A 12,978-nucleotide genomic window follows, 5' to 3' on the forward strand; every position below is an offset into this window, starting at 1 on the left:
GTGCTGTGCATCAGCCAGAACAGTTCCGCGGCCCGCCCCTGGTTGCCCGGCTACTCGACCGAGTCGACCGGCCCGACGATCCTGCAGCACCTCACGAAGCGGGGCCTGCTCGGCTACCTGCGGCCCCGCGTCACCACCCCCGCCCCCGCAACCATCATCACCACGCTAGGAGAAAAGCGCATGGCTACCCTCGATAAAGACGACCTCGAAAAGATCGAAGGCTTCGCGATCGCCGAACGCAAAACGACCGTACTCGAAGTACGGGCGAACAGCGTCGCGACCGTCAACGCGATCGGCGAGCTGATCGAAGACGCCGTCTACAAGCTGTCCGTCTTCACGCAGAAGACCGACAACCAGAACACCAACCGATCCATCGACGACTTCCGCGCCGAGCTGCGCGCCGGGATCTCCGCGATCACCGCGCAGCATGCCACCGAAGAAGAGGGTGGCAAATGATGGACGCGGCAACCCTGTCGACCCTGTCCGCGCTCGGCCCGGTCGCGCTCTGGCTGATGGCCGTCGGCTTCTTCAGCCCGCTCGTCATTGCCGTCATTCAACAGGCCGCATGGTCGGCCCGGCGAAAGTCGGTTACCGCGTTCCTGTTCTATCTCGTCGTCGCCGCCGTGACGGCCTGGCTGAACGGGATCTTCAGCGCCGTCGGCCTTGTCACCGCCGTGCTGGTCGTCTTCGTAGTCGCGGCGAACGCTTACAAGGCGCTATGGAAACCGACCGGCGTCGCCCCCGCAATTGAAGCCGCCATCCTTCCCGGCAATGACGGCAAGCACGAAGCGGGCGCCGCCTAACTTTCCCATTCCGCCTGACCCTTCAGCCAACCACCCGCGGCGTCCCCTTGGGGCGCCATTTTCATGCCCCAAGGAGACGCCACATGGCTATCGAAACAACCGCGCTCGGGTTCCAGAAACCGGACGGCAACGATCCGCTCCGCAACGGTGACAATGTCATTGCCGCCAACGCGCAAAAGGCGGAGGACCGGCACCAGGAAGACCGCGGACGCCTAAGCCTGATCGAGGCGAAGAACACGGAGCAGGACGCCGCCCTCGCGGACCTGCCTAACCAGTTTGTCCCGCTCTCCCGTGGCTCGCTGGCCAACGGCACAGACTTCAACACGCTCCTTGGCCCCCAGCACGTCGGCGCGTACAGCCTGCTAGGCGCCAACACGTACCCCAACGCCCCGGCGGGGCTCAGTGGCACCTGCGTCCTCGAAGTCCAGCGCGGCTCCGGGAACTCCCTGTCCGTGGTCCACCGGGTAACGTCCGGGACTGCCCTCTTATGGCGCGAAGCCGTTGACGCGGCAGCGGGCACCTGGTCCGCATGGGTGCAGGCCGAAACGAAAACCGATGCTGCCGCCAAGAACGCTGAGCAGGACGGGCGACTCGGGGCCATTGAGTCTGCCGCCCCAAGCGCCACCTTCTCCCAAGATGCCGTCTACTCGATCACGGACAAGGACGGACGCCGGTCATGGGTAGAGATCGGCGCGGATGGGCGCCCCACAGCGCACTCGACTGGCATCCTAGCCGCATCCGTCGCTCCGGGCGTCGGGGCGCTCCTACCCGCGCTGCCTCAGCCTCTCCCCGAATCATCTGGCCCTGTCTACGCAATCGTGGACTCCCTTGGCCGGCAGTCATGGATTCAGATCGGGCCTGACGGGCGACCGACAGCCCAGACACTTCTAATGCTCCAGGCAGCCGGACTGGGCGGGATGCTCAACGACGGGGCTGTGACAGAGGTCAAGCTGGCGCCCTCGCTCGCGCAACGGGTCCCACTCGCATCCAGCTACCGGGACGGAAAGATCCAAACCAACCGTGGACTTACCGTTCGGGACCGGGTGGGAAATGTCCTCCCCGCCGCTTCCGATGGGGCCGTGATCGCTTGCTGGGGAGACTCCCTCACTGAGGGCTGGCCCTATGCCGACGTGAACCCTGCAACGCAGTCATGGCCCGCCGTGCTGGACTCCCTCTACACCAACGGCACCACCTACAACGGCGGCAAGGCTGGTCAGTCCGCGGACGAAATCGCGCTTCGACAGGGCGGTCTAGTGCTGATGGTCACCGTCTCAGGCGGATCGATCCCGGCATCCGGGGCCGTGACCGTCACAACCTCTCAGCTCATCGCATGGCGGCTTGATCGTTCATGGTCATGCGCCGTATCAATCGCAGGAGTTGACGGGACCCTCACCCGAACCTCGGCAACGGACCTGACTTTCATCCGTACAGCCTCGGGAAGCGCGGTCGCCGCGGCAGGTAAGGTCCAGGTGATCTCCACGCCGGGGGAAACCTACAAGAGCAATGTCAGCGTCGTTTTCGCGGGTCGCAATGACATCGGCTATTCGTCCCCTGCCGGGAGCGAGGCCAACCGCGTGGTGGAGGCAACTGCTGCCATGGTGGACCGATTGGCCGCCGCCAACCCCCGCTGCCTACTCGTGGGCACCACCACCACCACTGGGGAACTGTCCGGGTCCGCGGGATACAACACCGTCACGGCCATAAACGCGGCGTTGAAGAAGCTGTACCCGGAAAACTTCTACGACCTCCGGAACTACCTGGTGGCTCAGTGCATCTACGACCAGGGCATCACGCCGACTGCTGACGACCTGGTGAAGATCGGGGCTGACACGCTCCCTCCGTCGATCATGGTCGCTGGCGACTCAACACACTACTCTGCCGGGACCGCCGCGAAAGTCGCCGCGAAAGTGTACGAACAACTCAACTCGAAAGGCTGGCTGCTGTGAGCGGTTTGCGTCTGAATCTTGGTGTCGCCTTCACGGACACAACCTTGCCCATCCTGCGTAATGATCCGATGCTCGCAGCCGGGTCCTTGGCGTTATACGAGTTGGGGCACCCCTTGAACCCGGTAGTAGGCGTCCCAGGGAGCGGGGCGGCTATTCCCAACGTCGCCGCGGTCGAAGCTGCAGCCCTAACTGGGGCAAGCACCGCGAACCTAGCTGGGCTGTTCGAGATGGCTGGCCTGACCGGCGCCAAGGGAAAGATCGAGCGGACTGGCAGGGGCGGACTTCATGCAATCGTCACCGCCACGGGCATCGTATCCGGAGAGTATGCCGGGATCCAGTTCCCCGCGTCGGTGATCCAGCACATCATCAGCAACCCCACGCACATCTATTTCGCGTCGTACTGGGGATTGACGACGCGCAAGGCGTCAGATGTGAACTCCTCGTACTCCTCGTACATGGCGATCTCGGCGAACGCCACAGCCAGCGCGACGGACTGCCTTTTCATCGCCAGCCGCAGCACGGCCAACTACCCCACGGACGCCCGCAGGTTGGGGTACTCGCGCAACCCGTCCGCGACCGTCCACTACACCGGGGACACGACGTACAACGCGCTTGCAACGCCCGTCCCTGTCCGCACCAACATCGCGGTCAACGGGAATGGCGGTACCGTCGCCAAGACCGCGGCCGAAGTAGTCACCGCCAAGTACGGTAAGGCGTTCAGCGCCGGGCGGCGGGTGGAGATATTCCCGACAGCATCGGGCAACGGCAACCCGTCTGAAATCCACTATCGCACGTACTTGGAAGACCTCACCATTAGTGGACGGACGTACGGGCAAGTCGATGCGCTCGACAGTGCTCAGTTCACCAAAGAAGTTTTGACTTCCGGGGGCCGCTACTACGGCGACACTTACACGGCGCCGTCCACGATTCCCTAACCCTAAGGTGCAATTCTGGCGGCGGCAGCCACGCGGGCAGCAAAGTCCGCGTGGCCTGCCGGCGTCAGGTGCAGCCGGTCAGGCAGGAAGTCCAGGTCCCACCCGAGCGCGGACACGTACTGACGGTTATGCTTGGCTGCTGCCGCAGACAGGGCGCGGTCAACCCGGTCAAGGTTGTCGCGTGCCGGAGAATTCGTGGGCCCGACCATAACAACCGTCTTCACATCGGCAATCTGGTCGAGCAGCATCCCGGCGGCAAGTTCGATGTCCTTTTCGGGCGCTTCCCAGTCGTTGAGACCGCCCTGGATGATGAGAGTGTCCGGGTGCAGCCGCGAAACTTGCGCGATCCGCTCCCCGAACGACTGGTTGCCGCAGTAGCCCCGATTCACGTAGCCCGTCATTCCTACGCCCGCAACGCTGGAGTCCCAGCCCTCGGCCTGACCGATTCGGTACGACCAGCCCTGTGTCCGATCCGTCAGCCCGTCACCGGCAGAGTAGGAGTCTCCGATGATGGCCACTCGCGGGGAGCCGCTGGCAGTGTGGATCACCGGGCCATTCGCCTCAATGAACGAAGTGATCTTCTGGCAGTACTGCGCGTCCGCGACTTGCTCTTTGATCGCCAGCCCAGCGGCCCCGGTCCCGCCCAGGATGACGACGGCAGCGACTGCGGACAGGGCGATACGTCGCCTGAAAGAAGATTTCCCCATGCCCAGAGTCTAGGGCAAGGAAAGACCGGGCGTTGCGCAGCCAACTCCGCCGCTACTTCAATCATGAGACGCGAGAGCTCCGAGCATCGAACAAACCGCGAACTCGCTGCATCGGTTTTTCTACAAGCAACCAACTGGCGCTGGCCGCGAGGATCGTGAGCACAATAGACGCCAGTCCTCCAAGAAACGGGAGGGGAGGTGTGCCCATCCAATGACTGATCGGATAGTTCCACAAGTACGCAGCGTAGGATATCCCGCCTAGTCTGACGAGAGGCCGCGCCAGGGCCGGGCCAACCCCCCGGGTGTCGCCAAAACTTATGATCAGGACAACTGTGCCCAGGGCAACTAACGGACCAATCAATAGATAAGTTGCCGGCCACGACTTCATCTCAGGCATGAGAGATACGGCCACCAAGCCGGCTGGCGCTAGTACCTGCAGTATCCGCCAAGCTCGCATATGGATGTCTCTATGGCTGACTAGCTGACGCCGGCCGAACCATGCGGCGGCGCCAATAACCATGGCTACGCACCATGACGTAGGCAGGTTATATACCCGGTCGATCTGGTCCCCCGCGATGGCGATAGTTGCAGCACAAAGCGCTGTCACAACTACGGCAGAGGCAACCAATGCAGCCTTTGCGGACCGGTATCTGATGGCTACCGCGATGATGATCGGCCAAACCAAGTAGAACTGCTCTTCAGTTGCAAGGGTCCAAAGGTGGCCTAGAGTGTCGCTGCCATGATCTAACCCCGGCACGTTGGACGTGTAGGTCAAGCTGACAAGCACAGTCCGAACAAGCTCGCTCCTGGCCCCTGTCAAGTCCCATAGACCTTCGATGAGGCAAAAGCCCGCCAGCATGAAGACAAGAGCTGGCACCAGTCGTATCGCCCTGTGCGCATAGAAGCGACCGTAGAGGACTTTTCCGTGCCTCACGATATCGCGCTCCAGGACTCCAGTGATGAGGTAGCCGCTCAAGGCAAAAAACATCACCACACCCACGATTCCAGCACCGCCGAATACGTCAGACCAGGCGTGGCGCAGTAGCACCAGCAGAACTGCGAATCCGCGGATGGCATCTAGTGCATACAGACGCCCGGTTGTTGTCGGCGAAGCGGTAGTAACGGGTGCAACCGTCATGATTCCCCCCAGCAAGAGAGCGGCCCCAGCGGCCGCACGCTAGGGACAATCCTAGGTCCCGATAAGACCGGTTAAGTGCCCCAACTGAAATGCCCCCATCTTCCTCCGGGGAGGGTGGGGGCTTTTCTTGCGTTACGGCTGCAGCCCGCCCCCGACAATGGTTGCCCCGGGCCACATCCTTCAAACCATCGTACGTACGACATCGTCAGGCGACAACGCTTTGACTTGCAATGTTCCGGTGCATATGTTTATAAAGTTCCGCCGCACCCCCAATAGCGGCGGAGCCAACGAACGCCCCCGCACCCATGGCCTCCCCCAGGCCGGGCGCGGGGGTGTTCTGCGTCCCGGCTACCATTGCGCCATGGCATCGTTCACTCTCGACGGGGAAACCTACGAGTACCTCCGGCCGGACCCTGGGCACCCACCGGAGGAGGCCCGGTCGTGGGAGTACGGGAACTACCCGAAAGTCATGGCCACGGTCCCGCTGGCCGGCGGCAGCACCGTGGACGTCTACGCCGTCGCCGAACGCTGGAACCCTTCCTACATCCTCGTCGCCTGGGCAGACGACGGCGACCACAAGCACTGGGCATGGATCCCCGCCGGGAACGTCCGCCGCGTCACCGACTCCGAATGGGACATCGAAGACTACCGCCGCTGCCCGGAAAACTTACGCTCCATCAGGTGGGGCAGCAGGCTCCCCGGGTTCCTACCAGCCTGACATTGCGGGGGCTAGCCACTGATTCCACAACGTGGGCAGAGCCACATTTTCAGAGTTCGTGGTTACTCGGTGGGCGGGTTACTCTTTTCCACTATGGGGAAAAAACATGCAACGTGTCCGGAGTGCAGGCACCAGAACCCAATGATCGAGACATCGCGAGGGTCCGGCTCGCACACGGGTTTCGTCAAAGCACGCACCATTACCTACATTTGCCGGGACTCCGCCTGCGGTTGGAGAAGCAACGGCTACCAAGAAGGCTATGACGGCGTGCGGTGGCATGAGCATGCGTAGCTTCTGACGCGCCGGCCGATCGCCTCGAACACCACCACTGTCCGGCCCGTTACTGGCGCCAGTCCGGCTGGTAGTCGGGGTGGTCCATGTACGGCTCGGCGATGATGAACAGGAACTTCTCCATGTAGTCCTGGTCCCCCGCTGGTTCGTAGTCCCAGTCGATGCGGTTGAAGTGAGCGATGATTTTTCGCTTCACGGCGCACTCGAGCAGGATCCGAGTGGCGATAATGTTCGCCCAGCTCTCGGGGCAGGGTTCGCGCTCCAAGGAATCCAGAGACTCAGCCTCGTCCTCGGACAGCCGCGCTTCCAGAAACTCGATGATGTCCGCCATGCGCCCATACTGCCATCAGCCGAGCGCGTCCGCAGCCATCAGGCGAACGGGTCAGGCTCGTCATCGTCGGACCAATCGGGCGGCGGCGGCGGATTCCTGATCTTGTCGATCAGGGCTTCGACGTCGTCCGACGTGAGCATCACCCGCCGGCCTACGCGCGTAAATGTCCGGTACTGGCGTGCCAGCCGCCGGACGGTGGCCTCCTGCAGCCCGAGCTCCTCAGCGACGACAGAGGGCGTCTTGAAGTAGGTCATGCCATCCATCTTGCGTGATGGGACTTAAACCAGAATGAGTCGTGCGCTGCGACCGCTCGGTCACTCTTTCTTCGCAGCGTCGTTCGGGTAGAGATAGACGGCGATGATCTTGAGGATTCCGAGCAGCTCGACGACTACCGCTGTCATCCAGGTTATGAGCACCACCGGGTCTGTATCCGCGCCGGCGAGAATGACATACAGCCCAACTCCCGCGGTGCTCGCAAGGATCACAAAGCTTGCCAGGGATGACGCTACCCAGAAGAACTTGGACCTCAGGTTCGACTGCTGATTGAGACGCTCCAACTCAGCCACATAGAGTTGGCGGTCATATTCCTCCACGGATGAAGGCCCATCGGTATCGGGCTGGCCCGTAACGAGGTCAACGGAGTCAACCTCACGCGCAACGTCAGCGAGTAGGTTCTCAACCGTTTCGCTGTCAAAGTTCGTCGTGCCTACGTCAGACGCCAAGTCGTTCGGCCCTCTTCTCCACCGCCGCTGGGGACACGGCGAAGAAGGCTGCGACCATGTTGACTGACTTTAGTTTCTTGTACTGGGATTTGAACTCAGCCTCGGGCATAAGCAGGTTCCCGGCGAATTCGTCGGCATAGAACTCGTGGAGATCGTACTTTCGGCCACGCGACTCGATGAACGAGTACTCGTGGTCTCCAGCATCCTCGCGCTCAGCGTAGTGCCCGAGCTCATGGGCGACGGTGAACATCTGCCGCCCGTAGTTCTCCCGCGCCTCAACGAGGATCTGAGGCGTTTTTCCGGCCTCGACAACAATCGCCCCGGAAATTCTGTTCTTCAGTTCTGCGAACCTGACCTCAAGGCCCTTAGCCTGCGCTATCGCAACCGGATCGACCGGGAACTCAAAGTCCCAGTGCTCGGCCAGCGTCTTTATTGCGGCCTGCTTAGCGGCGTCTTTGACCAGCATCTACAGAACCCCCATCCACAACTTATCCACGACTTATCCACAAGTATTGAGCACATTTCCACAGCTCTGTTCGAGCACAATATTACGCATGGGAAACCTCAAGACCTAGTTAGTGAACACTAATGTCGCGTATTTCACGCCTAGGTGCCTACGCCTCCAGCGCCCGCTCGGCCATCTCGGCGGCTCTGAACTGGGCGTCAGGCACGAGGTGGGAGTACCGGTCCACGGTCGTCTGGATCGACTCGTGTCCGAGGCGCCTCGAGAGCTCGAACGGGCTCATGCCTGCACCCAGCATTAGGGAGGCGTGAGTATGGCGCATGTCGTGGATCCGCGGACGCTCACCGGACTTGCCGTAGCCGAGCGACGTCAGCGCATCCTCCCAGAAGTCGTAGAACGTGGAGTGCCGGATTGGGCCGCCGTAGGACGTCGTGAACACCAGACCTTCCGGGCCGGCCGCTTCGACGGCGGGCCGCACCAGGGCCACCAGTGAGGGCGAGAGGCTGACGGTGCGTCGGGATTTCTTGGTCTTCGGGGGGCCGACGTAGAAACGGTCGTTGGCGTCGCGCTTCCAAGCCTTCTCAATGCGCGCAGTGGGCTGCTGGACGTCCAGCTGGAAGTCTCGGCCGAGCAGGGCCGTAGCCTCTCCGAACCGGGCGCCAGTACCCCGCAGGAATGCCATGAGCGGTTGGTACCGGGGCGGGTGCGCCTGGACGATGGCCAGAGACTCGGCGGCCGTCATGAAGTGCATCTTCTCTTTGATGGACTCATCCCGCGGCAGCTGGACGCCCTTGCACGGGTTGTCACCGCGGAGCCTCAGGCGTACGGCCGTCTCCATGGAGGCGGACAATAGGCCGTGGTGGTTGGCGATGGTCTTGGCCGAGAGAGGCGCGTCTTTGTAGGTCTTGCCCTGCATGTATTTGACCCATAGGACGATGTCCTCGTGTTCGACGCCCGCCACTGGGAGCTTGCCGAGCCTGCCTCCGAAGTGGTTCTTGATGGCGGCACCGTACCTCTTGATCTGATCGGGGCCGGCGCGGGTGAGCATCTCCACGTGCCGCGTCATGTTCTCCGCAACGGTTGGCCCGCCAATGGACACCTTCTCCAGGATTCGCTCGACGGCGTTCAGCGAGTTCCCGTTGGCTTCGACCAGCCGCTTGAAGCGCTGAGCCTCGTCCTTGCTCTGCAGGTTGTAAGAGGTCTGCTTGCCGGTGTCGGAGTCGCGCCAGAGCACGGCGTGGGCGACGCTGCCGTCCGCCTTCGGCCTCTCGCGGATGCTAGCCACGCGCCGCCGCCTTCCGGCGTGCACTGAGCTCGCGGTACTCACCGGCGAGCCACTCGGATGGTTCCTCGCCGCGCTTCTTGAGGTCCCTGAGTACGGCGCGGTCAGCAGCCCAATTCAGTTCGTCAGTGCGAGTCCAGGGCACGACCGGCCCCGTCCCACCGCCCCCCGAGTTAATTGTCATGCTGCAAGTCTAGCTTGTGCGCGCGCAATATTGGTGGTTCCCTGTCAACGTTTTCGGCATTCTCGTCAACAGGCAAAGAAAAAGGCCCCTACATCGGCGTGATGTAGGGGCCTTTCTGGCGGAGAATGGGGGATTTGAACCCCCAAACCGTTTCGCGTCATGTAGCCGAAATCGGGGTAATCACGCGGAAGTTGACACGACTGAACATGTGTGTAGCCAACCCATCCCAACTCAATATGTTGACGCCGTCAACATGGCAAAGCCTGATCAAACAAGAAAAGCGCCCCTCGCCTTGTCCATGGCGAGGGGCGCTTTTCGTCGTCTGACCCGACTCTGAGTGAACCTCAATCCCCCATGCTCTGGAGACCCTAAGCAACGCGTCGGAGAGCGGCTGTCCGGACCCGTTGGAGCTGCGCTTTCGTGAGTGTCTGAAGGTACGTTTGCAGGACGCTTGGGAGGACACCCAGGGAGGCGGCAACAGCAACACTTGCCTGCTCCGCGGCCGCAGCTTCAAGGACCATCTCAAAGTCGATCAGGCGATGCGCGGCCCAACGATTTGCGAGCGCCTCCTGCTTGCCCGTCACCCCGACGTGTCCATAGTGGGCGTGCCCCAGCTCGTGCATGAGGGTGCATTCAAGCTGGATCGGGGCGAGCCCTGGGCGAAGAGTGATCAGTCGGTGTCGATGGTCGTAGGCGCCCCACCATCCGGGAGGGGTGACGGCAGTCCGAACACGGACGCCCATTTGATGCGCTAGCGCTCTAGGGTTCGTGCGGGATGTCGTCGTGTCCAATATTGTGCTCCCCCTTGTAGGCCGCCAGATCATATCCATCCTGGTCCGACAATTTGGAGTAGTCCGGATCTTCGCTTAGGCCGGCACCGTGAGCGGTGCGGCCTGGCGAATTGTCGATCCGACGAGCCAGCTCTTCTAGGAGCATGTGAGTGCTGATGTCTTCGAGGCCCATGCGCACTTCGTGCAGGTCTGCTTCTTTATCGGAGATCAGCTCGGCTTCAGCAAGAGCCAAGAGCACGTTTTGATGGAAGGCCCGGGCGAACTGCACGACGAACTTCGGGTCGGCGTTCATGCCGTTTTTCCATCGCGTCATGGCTGATTGGTCGAAGCCTGCTCGTTCCGCTACTTCTTTGGCGGACATACCTTCGGTCACCCGGCGAACGTACTCGTACCATCGCGTCTGCTTGCTTTGCATGAACACAAATCTAGTTTGCATGGACGCAAGTCGTCAATTTTCTTGGACGCTACTAGCTGGCATCCGGGGCTCTTGCGGTGGCCCAACCACAACACGATCGAGTCCCCAATCGGCGCCAAAACAAGTAGTCCGGGAAATTTTCTGAGTACCGAAAATCCGCGCCATCTTGCGGAACTTGGCCAGTCGCAAGCGTCGATTGTTAATTCACAACCCAATCTCTACTTGCGCATGCACAAGTACCGAATTACAGTCATGTCATTCGCAAGTTGCGGTTGCACAATCCCAAGTTGGACCACAGCAACCCTATGAAAGGTTCGACCTGATGGCACGACTCACAATCAACCACGAGACGCTGGAACGTCTCCGCGGCGGGCAGCCTTGGGGCGTGTTCGCCGAACAGATAGGCGTCGACGGTGGCACCCTTTCCCGCATCCGACACGGCCAGTCACAGCCCGGCCCCGGGTTCATCGCCAACGTAGTAACCAACTTCCCCGTCCGCATGGATGAGCTCGTCACCGTCGTCAACGACCAGGACGCAGCGTAATCATGGACGCCGACGAAACACTGATGTCAGCGGGCGACCTCGCCGCAAAACTAGATGTTTCGGTCGAGACCGTGCACCGCATGTGCCGGGCCCGCAAATGGCCACACAGCAAGATAGGCCGGCTCTACCGATTCACTGACGAGCACTACCAGATCATCACCGCAACACCGGCCGCGCCCCTGAAGCCGCGGACACAACGCAAGAACATCGAGCGACTCCTCCGCTCCGCCTAACAGGCTCGCACCACCGTTCGCCCGCATCTGGGCACACCCAACTGTTTCCACCACTACTCCGGTGTTCCACTGCCGGAAGATAGGGGCCATTCGACGTGCCCTCAAACACTGATTACCTGTCCAAACTCGCCACCTACAACGCACAGCACGGCATCACTGTCACGTTCTCCGAGATGAAAAAGACCGCCCGCCGCATGCAGAAGCAGCACGAATCCATGCCAGAGGGTTGGCGCCTCACTGTTGAGGACTACTTCCGTCAGATCTCTGACCCCACCGGCGAAGAAGCCACCGACAACGTCATGAACGAACGCGCCAAGCAGAACCAGGCAGCAGCTGCACGCCGACTGGCGGATGCAGCATGAAGTCCGCAGTCCTTGAGGACTCCCACGAGCAATGGCACGAGGACGCCGTCGCAACGATTCTCGGGCTGTCCCTCTCGGTGGAGGAATTCACTGCCGATGATCTGCGCCGCGAGATGAGGCCGGCGCCGCATCAGAATGCGCCGGGCATGGCGTTCGCCGCGGCCCGCAACCTCGGCTACATCGAATCGGTCAACAGCACCGTATCTAAGTCCAAGTCGCGCAAGAACGGGTCGTTGAAGACCTGGACGCGCAAAGTCACAAAGGAGCACGCAGCATGAACGCTTCATTCATCGTCTGTCTCGTCGCGTGTATAGGCCTCGGTGTCTACGCGCTGTACCTGCGCAACCTCGACCGCGCTGACGAATATCACCTTCTACATGGTCCCGCCTCTGACTGCATTGAATGCGAGGGGAAATGAGTGAGGTCGAATGGTTCCCGATTCCCGGCTGGGAAGGCATGTATGAGGTGTCCACCTGTGGCGAAGTGCGCAGCCTGGATCGGACCACCACTAAGGGCCAGAGAATCAAGGGCAAGACGCTTACCCTGAATGTCACCCCGAAGGGCTACCACAGGGTCGGTCTCTATCGAGGCAGCCAGCGCACACCGAAGGCCGTCCACATCCTCGTAATGGAAGCGACGGAGGGGCCCTGCCCGGCCGGGATGGAAGTCCTGCACGGCAACGGGCTGAAATCGGACAACCGCCGCGCAAACCTGAGATACGGAACCAGGAGTGAGAACAACCTGGACGCGGTCGCTCACGGCTCCCATCACAGCGCCAAGAAGACACATTGCCCTCAGGGCCATGAATACAGCCCCGACAATACCTACCGCAAGCCGGCGGGTGGCCGTGACTGCCGAAGATGCCGAGCGGTGTCGCGAAGGAAATATGAGGAGAAGCGATGAGCCAGATCCCGGGTTTCGAGTCCGCCCAGCGTGCATGGGAAGCGATGGAGCCGCCAACTGATGTGGATCAGTGCGAGGACGGCGACTGCGACGAGTGCATGGAGTGCCTGGCCGCGATCGCGCAGGACCAGGCGGACGCGTACGCCGAGGGCCAGTGGGAAGAACACCGACTCGAGAGCAGGTACGGCGGATGATCGACCCCGCCACCAT

The 12,978-nt window shown here is 61.7% G+C and carries 21 protein-coding genes; 11 read left to right on the plus strand and 10 right to left on the minus strand.

The window, feature by feature from the left end; translation table 11 throughout:
• From LQV16_RS13220 to LQV16_RS13235, 4 genes are all read left to right on the plus strand, one after another.
• On the plus strand, window positions 1-456 hold a 456-nt coding region (locus LQV16_RS13220), incomplete at its 5' end, for a hypothetical protein (RefSeq protein WP_229994351.1).
• Window positions 453-803 carry a hypothetical protein gene (locus LQV16_RS13225; protein WP_229994352.1) on the plus strand — a complete coding sequence of 117 codons (351 nt, stop codon included), beginning with the start codon at window positions 453-455 and terminating at the stop codon, window positions 801-803. The genes LQV16_RS13220 and LQV16_RS13225, both read left to right, overlap by 4 nt.
• Window positions 804-886: 83 nt before the next feature.
• Entirely contained in the window at window positions 887-2,749 is a 1,863-nt protein-coding gene (locus tag LQV16_RS13230; protein ID WP_229994353.1) for a pyocin knob domain-containing protein, read from the plus strand.
• 227 nt (window positions 2,750-2,976) lie between these two features.
• A complete protein-coding gene (locus LQV16_RS13235; protein ID WP_229994354.1) occupies window positions 2,977-3,684 on the plus strand; it encodes a hypothetical protein in 708 nt (235 codons plus the stop codon).
• Window positions 3,685-3,686: 2 nt separating this feature from the next.
• On the opposite strand, the gene LQV16_RS13240 is transcribed toward LQV16_RS13235, so the two are convergent.
• Window positions 3,687-4,391, minus strand: a complete 705-nt coding sequence (locus LQV16_RS13240; RefSeq protein ID WP_229994355.1) for an SGNH/GDSL hydrolase family protein — start codon at window positions 4,389-4,391, stop codon at window positions 3,687-3,689.
• A gap of 61 nt (window positions 4,392-4,452) precedes the next feature.
• Entirely contained in the window at window positions 4,453-5,529 is a 1,077-nt protein-coding gene (locus LQV16_RS13245) for an acyltransferase (RefSeq protein WP_229994356.1), read from the minus strand.
• Window positions 5,530-5,890: 361 nt separating this feature from the next.
• Between LQV16_RS13245 and LQV16_RS13250 the strand changes: the two genes are divergently transcribed.
• A complete protein-coding gene (locus tag LQV16_RS13250) occupies window positions 5,891-6,247 on the plus strand; it encodes a hypothetical protein (RefSeq protein ID WP_229994357.1) in 357 nt (118 codons plus the stop codon).
• Window positions 6,248-6,587: 340 nt separating this feature from the next.
• Here the strand turns inward: LQV16_RS13250 and LQV16_RS13255 are convergent, their stop codons facing one another.
• The 8 genes from LQV16_RS13255 to LQV16_RS13285 form a co-directional block, all read right to left on the minus strand.
• Window positions 6,588-6,869 (minus strand): DUF6221 family protein, encoded by a 282-nt coding sequence (locus LQV16_RS13255; RefSeq protein WP_229994358.1) that lies wholly within the window; start codon window positions 6,867-6,869, stop codon window positions 6,588-6,590.
• Window positions 6,870-6,907: 38 nt separating this feature from the next.
• Window positions 6,908-7,123: a hypothetical protein gene (locus tag LQV16_RS13260; protein WP_229994359.1), complete on the minus strand. Its 216-nt coding sequence runs from the start codon at window positions 7,121-7,123 to the stop codon at window positions 6,908-6,910.
• Window positions 7,124-7,183: 60 nt separating this feature from the next.
• Window positions 7,184-7,591 (minus strand): hypothetical protein, encoded by a 408-nt coding sequence (locus LQV16_RS13265; RefSeq protein WP_229994360.1) that lies wholly within the window; start codon window positions 7,589-7,591, stop codon window positions 7,184-7,186.
• Window positions 7,581-8,057 carry an ImmA/IrrE family metallo-endopeptidase gene (locus LQV16_RS13270; protein ID WP_229994361.1) on the minus strand — a complete coding sequence of 159 codons (477 nt, stop codon included), beginning with the start codon at window positions 8,055-8,057 and terminating at the stop codon, window positions 7,581-7,583. Before LQV16_RS13270 ends, LQV16_RS13265 begins: the two co-directional genes overlap by 11 nt.
• Before the next feature lie 148 nt (window positions 8,058-8,205).
• The gene (locus LQV16_RS13275) at window positions 8,206-9,339 is read right to left on the minus strand and encodes a site-specific integrase (protein ID WP_229994362.1); all 1,134 of its coding nucleotides are present in this window, start codon (window positions 9,337-9,339) and stop codon (window positions 8,206-8,208) included.
• The gene (locus LQV16_RS13280) at window positions 9,332-9,520 is read right to left on the minus strand and encodes a hypothetical protein (RefSeq protein WP_229994363.1); all 189 of its coding nucleotides are present in this window, start codon (window positions 9,518-9,520) and stop codon (window positions 9,332-9,334) included. Before LQV16_RS13280 ends, LQV16_RS13275 begins: the two co-directional genes overlap by 8 nt.
• A gap of 368 nt (window positions 9,521-9,888) precedes the next feature.
• Window positions 9,889-10,350, minus strand: coding sequence for an ImmA/IrrE family metallo-endopeptidase (locus tag LQV16_RS23730; protein ID WP_356815763.1), 462 nt, complete (start codon window positions 10,348-10,350; stop codon window positions 9,889-9,891).
• A complete protein-coding gene (locus tag LQV16_RS13285) occupies window positions 10,280-10,726 on the minus strand; it encodes a helix-turn-helix transcriptional regulator (RefSeq protein WP_229994364.1) in 447 nt (148 codons plus the stop codon). The genes LQV16_RS23730 and LQV16_RS13285 overlap by 71 nt, the downstream gene beginning before the upstream one ends.
• A gap of 322 nt (window positions 10,727-11,048) precedes the next feature.
• Between LQV16_RS13285 and LQV16_RS13290 the strand changes: the two genes are divergently transcribed.
• From LQV16_RS13290 to LQV16_RS13315, 6 genes are all read left to right on the plus strand, one after another.
• Window positions 11,049-11,270, plus strand: coding sequence for a helix-turn-helix transcriptional regulator (locus tag LQV16_RS13290; protein WP_229994365.1), 222 nt, complete (start codon window positions 11,049-11,051; stop codon window positions 11,268-11,270).
• A gap of 2 nt (window positions 11,271-11,272) precedes the next feature.
• Window positions 11,273-11,503 (plus strand): helix-turn-helix domain-containing protein, encoded by a 231-nt coding sequence (locus LQV16_RS13295; RefSeq protein WP_229994366.1) that lies wholly within the window; start codon window positions 11,273-11,275, stop codon window positions 11,501-11,503.
• Between the two features lie 95 nt (window positions 11,504-11,598).
• On the plus strand, window positions 11,599-11,865 hold the full coding sequence (locus LQV16_RS13300) for a hypothetical protein (protein ID WP_229994367.1): 267 nt from the start codon (window positions 11,599-11,601) through the stop codon (window positions 11,863-11,865).
• Window positions 11,862-12,143 (plus strand): hypothetical protein, encoded by a 282-nt coding sequence (locus LQV16_RS13305; RefSeq protein ID WP_229994368.1) that lies wholly within the window; start codon window positions 11,862-11,864, stop codon window positions 12,141-12,143. The genes LQV16_RS13300 and LQV16_RS13305 overlap by 4 nt, the downstream gene beginning before the upstream one ends.
• A 136-nt stretch (window positions 12,144-12,279) precedes the next feature.
• Window positions 12,280-12,768 carry an NUMOD4 motif-containing HNH endonuclease gene (locus LQV16_RS13310; RefSeq protein WP_229994369.1) on the plus strand — a complete coding sequence of 163 codons (489 nt, stop codon included), beginning with the start codon at window positions 12,280-12,282 and terminating at the stop codon, window positions 12,766-12,768.
• A complete protein-coding gene (locus tag LQV16_RS13315; RefSeq protein WP_229994370.1) occupies window positions 12,765-12,962 on the plus strand; it encodes a hypothetical protein in 198 nt (65 codons plus the stop codon). Before LQV16_RS13310 ends, LQV16_RS13315 begins: the two co-directional genes overlap by 4 nt.
• Window positions 12,963-12,978 lie beyond the last annotated feature (16 nt).

It is taken from the genome of Arthrobacter sp. Bi26, from assembly GCF_918697925.1.
Taxonomy (GTDB): domain Bacteria; phylum Actinomycetota; class Actinomycetes; order Actinomycetales; family Micrococcaceae; genus Arthrobacter.